10 protein-coding genes are annotated in these 10,284 nt (G+C 36.7%); 7 read left to right on the plus strand and 3 right to left on the minus strand.

Annotated elements, in window-relative coordinates; all coding sequences use genetic code 11:
• Positions 1-643 precede the first annotated feature (643 nt).
• The 4 genes from ACFINZ_RS06945 (at position 644) to ACFINZ_RS06960 (ending at position 3,349) form a co-directional block, all read left to right on the plus strand.
• On the plus strand, positions 644-931 hold the full coding sequence (locus tag ACFINZ_RS06945; protein WP_375633305.1) for a hypothetical protein: 288 nt from the start codon (positions 644-646) through the stop codon (positions 929-931).
• Positions 932-1,069: 138 nt separating this feature from the next.
• Positions 1,070-1,435: a hypothetical protein gene (locus ACFINZ_RS06950; RefSeq protein ID WP_375634556.1), complete on the plus strand. Its 366-nt coding sequence runs from the start codon at positions 1,070-1,072 to the stop codon at positions 1,433-1,435.
• Positions 1,436-2,134: 699 nt separating this feature from the next.
• On the plus strand, positions 2,135-2,461 hold the full coding sequence (locus tag ACFINZ_RS06955; protein ID WP_375684127.1) for a hypothetical protein: 327 nt from the start codon (positions 2,135-2,137) through the stop codon (positions 2,459-2,461).
• Positions 2,462-2,551: 90 nt separating this feature from the next.
• Positions 2,552-3,349, plus strand: a complete 798-nt coding sequence (locus ACFINZ_RS06960) for a hypothetical protein (RefSeq protein WP_375617997.1) — start codon at positions 2,552-2,554, stop codon at positions 3,347-3,349.
• A gap of 242 nt (positions 3,350-3,591) precedes the next feature.
• Here the strand turns inward: ACFINZ_RS06960 and ACFINZ_RS06965 are convergent, their stop codons facing one another.
• Entirely contained in the window at positions 3,592-3,762 is a 171-nt protein-coding gene (locus tag ACFINZ_RS06965) for a hypothetical protein (protein ID WP_375633301.1), read from the minus strand.
• Positions 3,763-5,447: 1,685 nt separating this feature from the next.
• Here ACFINZ_RS06965 and ACFINZ_RS06970 point away from each other — a divergent pair.
• From ACFINZ_RS06970 to ACFINZ_RS06980, 3 genes are all read left to right on the plus strand, one after another.
• On the plus strand, positions 5,448-5,891 hold the full coding sequence (locus ACFINZ_RS06970; RefSeq protein WP_375633300.1) for a hypothetical protein: 444 nt from the start codon (positions 5,448-5,450) through the stop codon (positions 5,889-5,891).
• Between the two features lie 225 nt (positions 5,892-6,116).
• Positions 6,117-6,302 (plus strand): hypothetical protein, encoded by a 186-nt coding sequence (locus tag ACFINZ_RS06975; RefSeq protein WP_375643268.1) that lies wholly within the window; start codon positions 6,117-6,119, stop codon positions 6,300-6,302.
• A gap of 1,256 nt (positions 6,303-7,558) precedes the next feature.
• Entirely contained in the window at positions 7,559-8,332 is a 774-nt protein-coding gene (locus ACFINZ_RS06980) for a DUF4167 domain-containing protein (protein WP_375636953.1), read from the plus strand.
• 905 nt (positions 8,333-9,237) lie between these two features.
• On the opposite strand, the gene ACFINZ_RS06985 is transcribed toward ACFINZ_RS06980, so the two are convergent.
• A complete protein-coding gene (locus tag ACFINZ_RS06985) occupies positions 9,238-9,687 on the minus strand; it encodes a hypothetical protein (protein ID WP_375655327.1) in 450 nt (149 codons plus the stop codon).
• 44 nt (positions 9,688-9,731) lie between these two features.
• Positions 9,732-10,097: a hypothetical protein gene (locus tag ACFINZ_RS06990; RefSeq protein ID WP_375636963.1), complete on the minus strand. Its 366-nt coding sequence runs from the start codon at positions 10,095-10,097 to the stop codon at positions 9,732-9,734.
• Positions 10,098-10,284: the final 187 nt, after the last annotated feature.

A 10,284-nucleotide genomic window follows, 5' to 3' on the forward strand; every position in this document is an offset into this window, starting at 1 on the left:
AAATGGGCGCTGGGTTTGCGAAGTCTTTTGGCGATGCGTTTAACACATGGTGAGTAATTGACTCTCTTAGATGCATTTTGTACTTGTCAGGAAACTTCTTGAAACAGAATGAGAGTGATACGAGAAAATCTGTAAGACAATGGTTTATCCTGTTGTGTCGTAAAATACCATTGTTTGAGATGCGGTTAAAATTTTATGCATGGGGTGTTTTTCATCTGTACGTATTCCTAAAGCAGTGTTGTTTGTAGAGTAACTCTGGACAGGGGATGCATGACAAGGATACATTTGAAGGTAAGCCAAGTTAAATCTGTTAGATACGAAGCCAGATTGTTGACAGATTGTTGTTTATTGATTGGTATTGTTTGAAGACCGGTGGAGCGGGCTTTGTCCTTTTGGGGAAAGCTAACACAGCATGCAAGGTGATCATGCATTTTTCTTGGTTTCAGGTGATAAAATTATCATTTTAGGTGAAAAACGGAATATAATCTAAAAAATACCTTGTAAAAATTTTCGATGAGGAAATTTTTTTTCAAAAGCCTTTCATATAGTTGTCTGAGGTTTTCTGAGAAATGCAAGAGCCGTACAACGGAAAAAGATATTCAAATGCTTAATACGCGTTTAGCTTATCAAAAAGGGGGATATAATGGCACTTTTTCCATTTTCTATTGCTGATATTGATGATCCTGAATGTATTCGTGTGGTTCTTTATGCTAGCGGAAGAATGGGACATGCTCCTTTGAATGCTCTGTTGAAGCAAACACGTCAAGATCTCCAATGTTTTGATAAAATACAGACTCAAAATATTCTCCAACTTACACAGCGTTTGGATATTTTAGAACAACAATTGAAAACGATTATCAGAGATCTTGAAGATGTGAAACACAAACAAGACGCTGAAGAAGCGGATAAAAGTAAAACGATGGGTGATTAACCATCTCGATTTGTGTCTCTATGGGATTTAGCTCCTTTAAAGCAGTGAGATAGATAGTTGTGAACAGGATAGTTATTTGCCTGTCCATAGAGCATTTATTTTTTTGATCAACCAAAAATGAAAAAGAGGTATTCTATAATGAAAAAATTGATTTTAATATTTTTAGCTTTGTGTCTTACTGGACCAGCTTCTGCACGTCCGTGGACTATTTCAGATGATTGTTCAGATATCGGTGGAACAATGGTTCGCTCACAAATCATCAATAATATTTCTGTAATTCCATATAAAAATTTGCAAGGGGTAAATATTCTCTCTGTTTTAGAAACGAGGCCTACAGAAGAGCCAGAAATGTCAAAAATTGTAGGAAGAACATTTCATATTCAAAGTCCTGAGATTGTTGAGCTGGCCTATAGAGCTTACAGTACATCGCAATTCGTTGATATTTGTTATAGAAGTAACTATTCAATCAATGTTATTCGAGGGCTGAGAGTGCGTGATAATTAAGCGTATTATCTGTATTCGTTGTGACTTAAATAGGCGATGCTTGGAAAATGGTCAATCTTCTACACTAAGGCTATTTTAACCCTAGCAGTTTTCTGATTTACAGTTTTTACTCAGAGTATAATCGTTCATGTTTTACAGAATTCATGAGTTATCGGTATTGAGGATCTATCTTAAGATATTCAACTACAGTTGATTCTATTTTAAACTGAGTGATTTTGTATCAATCGTCGTTTGAGCTTAGATGGCAATTTCATTCTAGCGTTTGGTGTTAGACAAATTTAAGCTTAGTGAGGCTGTAAATACGTGTCTTAATTGTCTTTGTTGACAGTATGCCGCTTGCGATAGGCAATAAATCATAGACACATTTTGAATCCGTAGAATGCACGTACATTAACAATGGCAGACATTGTCAGTGGTAGATATCGCCAATGGTAGAGCTTGTGCATGCGGTGTTTTGTTGTGTGCATGAGTCATCATTCACGCGGCATCAATAAGGGAAGGCTTTGCTGTAGAGCCTGTAAAATAAATCGTGCAACAGCGGGGATAGAGGTAAGAATAGACTGAGATGAGGCAGTCTTATCACGGGCTAAAGCTGGTTAAAATTCTCGTCTTTAAGGAGGCGAGGAGGTTAAAAATATCCATTAGATTGCATGGGGATGCATTTCATGTCCGTTGCAATAAATTTAAAAGAGGTAAATTATGAAAAGCTTTTTGAAAAAAATATCCATCGTTTCGGTGATAATAGCATTAACAACAGGTGTTTCTCATGCTGGAGTTTATGAACAAAACGGTTATCTTAATTCGGTTCAAGTCGTTAGCGCAGGAGCACAATGTCTCCTAGAGCTCAGATACGGTATCAGCCCTACTTCAGACATTCAAAAAGGTGTTTGGGGCTGTGATAACATTGTTGGAAAAAGTATTTTGGATTTGGCAAAAACCGCAGTCATTTTGAACCGAAAAGTAATGGTTATTTTTGAAGCGGGTAATGTGCCAGCAAAAAGGGTTTTAGCCATCACTTTAAAATAAGATCAATAGGGGTTTTTCTCCCTTTTTATATCTGTAACGCTTCAAGAGGTTACAGGTATAAAATATGGAGTGTATATCAAAGGTATAAAAATGTTTCAAAGAGCATTCTCAGTATTTTTAGTGACAGTTTTATTTTTTTTCTTTTCAGATGTAAATCTGTCATATGCTATTGATCCTCCCCATATGGTTTTCCGTATAGATGATCGCTCTCCATCTGTTATATTCTTTGGAGGAGGTTTTGCCCCTTGGGGGGATGATCAGGATATCATACATCATGTAACTGGGCACTCTCTTGCTCAACAGACTTCAGCATTTGTGTCTACAACTGCAAATATGGATGCAGTTTACAGAATGGCGCGGCAACAGATTGCTAATAATCCTGATGAAACGTACTGGCTATATGAAATTATTCCAGATATAAATTTTTATTATGTTCCTAACTCACTCTTTGATACAGCCATGTCTGCTGACAACGTTGTTCAACATGAACAAGTTATGGATCTTTATTATGCATATTTATGGCAGGATGAATGGGCTTCGCTGGGGGCAATCAATACAAATCATATATACTCTGCAAGAAGTATTATGCGGCAAGCGAATGGTGATATTGTCATTGGTCCTAGAACCTTTAATTCTCTTTTTGTTGCCGCTCCATCACAAGTAAATTCGGGGACACTTCCTTCACAAGATTACACTTTTTTATCAGCTTATTATTCTGATAGCGAGGATGCGTTATCTCCAATGTCACTGGCATTTCTTGTAGAATCCTGTAACAGCTCTTCATCCAGTGGTCATATGGAGCGTTCTGGGGATTCTTCCTGCAGCACATACAAACATTCTGTTGATGATATTATGTATAAAATGAATCTATGGTATGAAGCTCTTTAAAGAATTACAGCTATATCTTGCTATTTAATCAAAAACAAAAAAGTAGGAAGATAGTGCATTTCTGTTTTATTTGATTGGTTCTGATGCGTATAGTGCGTAGGGCAGAGAAAATTTTTCGGTATTATGAAGTGTGATAGGGGTGCTATAAAGCATAGGTGTGACATCATCAAAAATGGAAGCGTTGATTTAACAGTATTTGTTTACCTCGATTAGAAAATCCGTTTTTTTCTTTGTTTGGAGTTTTACATCAATAATTTCTTATCTTGTTGTCGTGCTGCTTTTTGAGAGTGCGGTGATAGAAGGCATGTAAGTTTTATATATTGAAGTGTTTGTGTGTGGTGAATATGGGGAGTGTTTTTTTCGTCATGTGATGAACTCTTCGGGCGGTGGGGATTTTGTCCATAAAGCGTCATAAAATATCGCTTTTTGTTCTATGGTGATAGAGATCCCATGAGGGGAAAAGACAAAGGGGAAAGTCAAGTGGATTTTGCGAGCCAATCATGTAAACTGGAACGAATTCCATGCGGATATAAATCAGGTTCTGTTTGTTGCATATAGCGCTATTTGTTGCATAACTTGTGATAGCCAATTCTCTAAATAAAGGGATTTGACCGGTAGCAGAAAAAAGGAATCATTACGAGACAGTAAGTGTGCTTGTTTCAGAATGTCTAATGCTTTTGCATGACAAAGGAACGCGAAACTCTGTCACGCCTTCCTTTCATATTTTCGAGTTCAGGGGTGTCCATATATTTTCTTCAACTTGATTTTTATGCATTGGACACAAGGGAATTGGATGCAAGGGAGTTGAAGGCTAGGGAGTTGAAGGCTAGGGAATTGGATGCAAGAGATTGAGATATAAGAGATTTGGATACAAGAGATTGGGATGAACATTTTTGGGATAAGCAAAGCTAATATGTTACACTCGTTGTTTTACAGCGCGTTTGATAAAAAGCTAGGACATCTTTCCAATCCATTATGTGTGTAACTTTAAGGCGTTGTTTTCTTAAGAGAGTGCAGAGCTTTTTTTGTTGCTTGTCAATCAACATCAAATTTCAAAGCTGTAGCATGTTTGAGAGAAAGAAGAATGATAGCCTTACGGATTCAGAAGGGCAAAACTCTCTGAGCGATTCCAGCTTTTGTAAGCTAGACTTTATATATGCCAGATGAGGGCTGTATTTGAGTGATTTCTGAAATAGGAAGACAACCTTATTGAGAAAAAATATAAAGGCATATCAATCACTCTTCGGACTATCATCTTTTTCCTTTATAATTTTCAAAACTATCTATAGCAATATTATTTAAATAATGAAGATAATGCCTTATGCTTTTATGTATCGTGTGTCTTCTTGGGATCATGCCTCTCACATAAAAACAGAATGCCTCAAATATTAAAATATTATTTGTCTCCGAATATACATTTATTGCATATTCATGGACTTGTTTTTAAAGAGATATCCCACTCCCAAGTCCCTTTTACAAGAACACTCGTCAATGGTATAGGGGTAAAGCCCCTATGAAATGTATAAAACTTATAAGGTATCTCCCTCATCTTTATGCTTCATAAAAGTGCAGGTTGGTACTCTCATATATTTTTCCAGTTTCCAATGTTACGAAAGCCTTGGTTCGTGAGACGATTCATAAGAGGCATATGCCTTTTTTGTACAGTTTTTAATCCACATGCCAGTTCCGCTTGTAACTTGTAAGCGACATGGTTTTGGTTGATTTAACATAAACAGGTTTGGAATGAGAGAATCCTATGGTGTTCGGGTTTCTCATTCAACGTGCAAAACAATAAATACTCTTTGTAAATCAATGTGATGTGTTTTAACAAAGACGAATTGTTTATAGATCCGCATGGATGAAGAATCTTCGTCTTTAAAAGTGGTGAGAGAAAATCATCAGCCCTATTTTTTCATAAAGGGCATGAGAAAAGTGTTTCATAAGAATTTTATACGATAAGAATTATACGGTAAAAAAGAGAGTCTTTTGACATAAGAGTCTTGATCGTTTGCGGCTATAACCTGTATTGTGTACACAGATACTTCTATCATTTTTTGCTGTAAAAGCTTCTCTTGGGATATTAAAGGGTATAATCTTTATGGAAAAAAGAATCCGAGCAAGACAAAAGGCTTATTTCAAAAGATTATATCGCAAGATTGCTTTTGTTTGCATAATACTTTTTTGTATAGTGTTTTTGTGTTTTGTTGTTGCAAAGGTGGTTAGTTATTTTTCTTCTCATAAAAAAGTAACACAACAAGCACCCGTTGAATTGGTTATTCCTGTTTTTGATCTACGCGTATATTGCAAGGAAATTGCTGCTTCCGTTATGCCTGATATGAAAAGAGAGGTTTATCAGCATTGTCTTAATTTGGAAAGTGAGGCCTATTTTGCTATTCGTGAAATGTGGGATAAGCTTTCTGATAGTGCTAAAAAACAATGTTTGACGAGGGTCCGTCCTGGGGATGGAAATTATTTTCTCTTACGAGACTGTTTTCTGAATGAAAGAGAAAATAAAACAGGCAAAAGGCGCAATTACTTTTAAGTTTTTATACGGAAAGTTAAAAGGATGCGAATTTTGATGAAAAGATAAAAACCCCTTAAATTACGATCTGCCTCGAGACCAATAGAAATTTTATTTATCTTGTTATATCGCACTTCTTATTTAAGGTGTGGCGACATAAGGCATGGATGCTTCCTTGAAATGTTTAAGGAGGCGTGGTGGAGTTTTAGGAGGATTTGTTGCGCTTTTTTAAGGGAAATAACGAGTGTGGGAAATCCATTTCGTAATGGTTCTGGTGAATGGTATAATGGTAAAGCCCTCATGAAATGTATAAAATTTATAAAGCAAGTTCATCTTTATGGTTTAAAAAAGAGTAAGCCGGTACTATCTCACACTTTGCTCGCTCCCAATGGTGCCTCTCGACAGCCCTTTGGCCTTAGAGACGGTTCATAAGAGGCACTTTTTTATCGTTTTTACTCCACGCAGGTTTTCCCACATGTAACATGCAAGAAAAAGAGATTGATTCAACAGCAAACAGATTGAGGATGAAAAATCCTACGGTATTAATTTTCTTACTCAACACAAAAAATATGAATTATCATTACAAATCAATTTAGTGTATGAATTTTATAAGTATTTTCATTGTTAACAGACCAGTGTGATTTGAGAACCTTCATTCTTTGAGGGTGTAAGTCAATAGACATGACAAAAATGAGTAAAAAAACATTCCTTTTATAAACATTTACGGCTTCTTCATGCGTAAAGCGCTGTGCTGGGTTTAAAAATGTGCTTGTTTTATAATTCTAGTTTTCTTTATCAGAAAAGATAAGTAAGGAAATACGTTAGGCCATTCTTATTGATAGGCTTTGAGGAGGGTATTTTTTTGAGAAGAAGCTGATTTTTAAAAAAGTGTGACATATTGGTCGTTTTTTTCATAATTTGATATTTTTTTGTATTTAAATATTTTGTTTTTAAGCTCAATTTGTTATAAATAAAAACTGTGATTAACTTAAAAACTCTATGGGTTAAAATAAAAATTGATAGTATCATTGACTTGTTTGGGAAAGAAGATTGATCTCTTGGTGATTATAGGGCTTGAATAATACTTCGTGTTAATCTATCTATAAAAGTTAAGAGGTTTTGTGAGGCGATCGTGGATTATCGCTCGCAAGGGGTTGCTTTAGCGATGAAGAGAGGCTATATTTATAAAATAAAGAGGTTCGCGCAGTGACTCGTTGGGATGGAAGTGCTTGTGAGTTAAATGCACGAGGGGGTAGAGAATATCGGCGTTTTTAGGAGCGGTGGTTTTAGAGCAAAAAAGGAAGCTTCTACTATTCTCTGGCAGGAATTTTTTCTTTGTCAGGTGTGTTATATGTGTGTTTTCCTTTTTGTTTTCCACAAGATAATTATTTTTTTTAGTGAAATATGGTTTATTTTAAAAAAAACACTTGGCATTTTACGTGAACATCATTAGGTTTCTGCTGTTTGACAGAGAAAAAGGGAATTTTTGATTTACGATTTCCCTGCTGTTTTGTGATTTTCAAGAAAATATATGCTTTTATCAATATCAGTAGGGTTCGTTTGAGTGAAATAAACGCGGATAGCTTGATAATCGTATGTTAAACATGATCAGCATTATCAAAAGATAATGTAATGAGGAAGCGTCAATTAAGACACACATAAGACAAACACTCCAAAAAGGGATAAAGATGAGGCCACAACAAAATAGACGGGTACGCGGTCGCAATAATAACAATAATGGTAATAACAATAATAATCGTCGCGGTCCTAATCCGTTGTCTCGCAATTATGAAAGTAGCGGTCCGGATGTTAAAATTCGCGGGAATGCTCAGCAAATTGCCGATAAATACATAAGCCTTGCGCGTGATGCACAAGGTGCAGGTGATCGTGTTATGTCGGAAAATTATTTACAACATGCCGAGCACTATTTGCGTATTATTTTAGCAGCAGCTGGGCAAATGTCTCAATCGGTTCGGCGTGATGAAAATCGTGGTGATGAAAACGAAAATCGTGATGAAAACAATGGGCAAGAATGCGGTGAAATAAATCTTGATGGTGAAAAAAAGGATGCTGTCGAGGGTGATACAGATGTATTACAAATGTCGTCGCAAAAAAATGGCAATGGCCAATATGATAAAGCGCAAAATGGGGATGCGCGTGAAAACGCTTTAGAGGCTCTATCGGATGAAAAAACAGATCAAGAGCACTGCCTCTCTGAGAAAAATGTTGAACCTGTCAAAAAAATACGTCGTTCTCCTCGTCGACGTACTGTACGGACTCAAGATGAATCATCTCTTGAGCTTTCACTTACAACAGCAGAAAACTCTAGCAATGGAGATGCATCAACAGCAACAAAAACAGCAACAAAAGAGGATTCTTCTTTGCCTGGATTAGGTGAGGGGATACAGAGAAAACCACGCCGTCGCCGAGTGGTCAATCTTGAGGCAGAGGAAAATGTTTAAACCTGAAGGGTGCTGTGTAAGCCCGCTTGTGTGGTGATGTTATTGGCATCATGATAATAAATTATAATATGCTCAAGAAGCTTCTTGCGCTTTCCTTGAGTTTTCATGGGGCTGTATCAGAAACTTAACGAAGGCTGTTGACAGAAAAGATTGCCTCTTTGCTGAGATTTAAGTAAGGGGATATAGAGAAAACCACATCCGTGTATTTTAAGAGGCAGTTCTTTTATGAAGAACGCAATGTCGTTGTTTTATTTAATTCACACTTATATTCAATGTATTCATGCCCATTTCGCGCTGGTGTTCATGAATTCTATCATGTGAAATCCATCGGTTATCTTTGCTTAATAAAAGATGTAAGCTGGGCGTTATTGCTTTAATTTTCAATGTTGCAACAGTTCTTCTTTTGATAGCGGATCATTCATAAGAGGTATTTTATTTATCGATTTCCTTGCTAGGATATGTGAGGAAATGATTTTGATGAGCTTCATCATAAATAGATTTGAGATGAGAGAATCTTACAGTATTTGAGATTCTCGTTTGACATGCAAAATAAATCATCACTATAAATTAATATGTTGAATTTTTACACTCAAGAAGAGGTATTTCTTGCACGTTTATTAGCTTTTCCCAAGTGATGTCAGTTTTCTTAAAAATGGGAATGCGTTGACAGAAAGGTTGCTTCTTTTCCAAGATTTAAGTGAGGGGATACAGTAAAAAACGCGCCGTCGCCCGTGTGGATAAATTTGTATAAGAAAGGAATAAAAATGGCTCTTATGAACTCTCTCTCTAGCGCCAAGGATTGTCAGCAACACCCACGCGCTGGCAAAGCGTGTGATAATGCCGGCTTGCAGAAAATGTTTAAACCTTCAAGGATGCTATGTCAGCGCTTATTGATGTTAGTTTGCTTAATGAGGCATTATCTTCGTTCTCTCTTTTGTTGTTTCAATAGAAAGAATGGAGACAAGTGCACCGGTGTGATAATTGTAAATCATAAATTTTGTTTGTCCATCAGGGGTTAAAACTTTCAGTACAATATTGTGTTCTGAGAGGCTTTGCGACAAAATCTGTGTTTTTTCCGGTAGAGAGAGCGTATGATGGATAACGTGTGGGTTTTTGCTGAGAGAGGAAGATAGCTCTGTTTGTTTTGGCGCTGATCCGGTTGTTATCACTTTATAAACAATTAAAAACAGTACGGTTAGAATAAGGAAAAGCGTTATTAAAACGGAAATAATCATTAAACCCATAAGTTTTTTTCTTACTCGTTCTACAGCAGGGTCTAAAGGGAGATCTTGAGGCAGAGAATTTTGCTCTGTGTGATGGTCTTTTGAAGGTTGCATTCGCTTATTATCCATCATGTCTTTCATTGATTATTTTTTTGAGATCTGATGGGTTTATGCTTTTAAAGTTTTTTGTGCAAGAGGTTTGTGGAAGAAGAATGCAAAAGAGGAAGCGATGTTGGTAAAATATCTTCTTTCTGGACTGTAGACAGCTTGTCCTTTACGTTTTGGCTTTTAAGCAGGAAATTTCCATGGTTTGTTACAGACCAGATCAAGTTTACTTCTTGTTGATGTAAATTGGGGTGTACGTTTATACATTGAGCAAAAATTTGTTGTCCATAAAGTGCAAACTTTTTTGTGGACGGGACCATGGCCTGTTCACAAGCTTGAGCCGTGGGATAGATTTTAACCATTGTATTGTTCGAATAGCAACTATTAAAATCATCTGTACATGAAACTAATAAGAGGATAAAAACAAGGGGATTCATCAATTATTTTCCAAATGACAGGTTGACAGCGCGGACTCCAATTTGTCAGCTTAGGGGCTTCTTCACTATTAAACGGTTTTACAGTTTTTTAGTTCCCCTTTGAGATGCGGGTTCCCCTTTGAGATGCGGGTTCCCCTTTGAGATGCGGGTTCCCCTTTGAGATGCGGGTTCCCCTTTGAGATGCGGG

It is taken from the genome of Bartonella sp. AA81SXKL, assembly GCF_042196945.1.
Taxonomy (GTDB): Bacteria; Pseudomonadota; Alphaproteobacteria; order Rhizobiales; family Rhizobiaceae; genus Bartonella.

Excerpts from the sequence above, each read along its gene's own strand:
- ACFINZ_RS06970 (WP_375633300.1), top strand. The coding sequence starts at position 5,448 with ATGGAAAAAAGAATCCGAGCAAGACAAAAGGCTTATTTCAAAAGATTA.
- ACFINZ_RS06960 (WP_375617997.1), top strand. The coding sequence starts at position 2,552 with ATGTTTCAAAGAGCATTCTCAGTATTTTTAGTGACAGTTTTATTTTTT.
- ACFINZ_RS06980 (WP_375636953.1), top strand. The coding sequence starts at position 7,559 with ATGAGGCCACAACAAAATAGACGGGTACGCGGTCGCAATAATAACAAT.
- ACFINZ_RS06945 (WP_375633305.1), top strand. The coding sequence starts at position 644 with ATGGCACTTTTTCCATTTTCTATTGCTGATATTGATGATCCTGAATGT.
- ACFINZ_RS06950 (WP_375634556.1), top strand. The coding sequence starts at position 1,070 with ATGAAAAAATTGATTTTAATATTTTTAGCTTTGTGTCTTACTGGACCA.
- ACFINZ_RS06985 (WP_375655327.1), bottom strand. The coding sequence starts at position 9,687 with ATGATGGATAATAAGCGAATGCAACCTTCAAAAGACCATCACACAGAG.
- ACFINZ_RS06955 (WP_375684127.1), top strand. The coding sequence starts at position 2,135 with ATGAAAAGCTTTTTGAAAAAAATATCCATCGTTTCGGTGATAATAGCA.
- ACFINZ_RS06990 (WP_375636963.1), bottom strand. The coding sequence starts at position 10,097 with ATGAATCCCCTTGTTTTTATCCTCTTATTAGTTTCATGTACAGATGAT.
- ACFINZ_RS06965 (WP_375633301.1), bottom strand. The coding sequence starts at position 3,762 with ATGACGCTTTATGGACAAAATCCCCACCGCCCGAAGAGTTCATCACAT.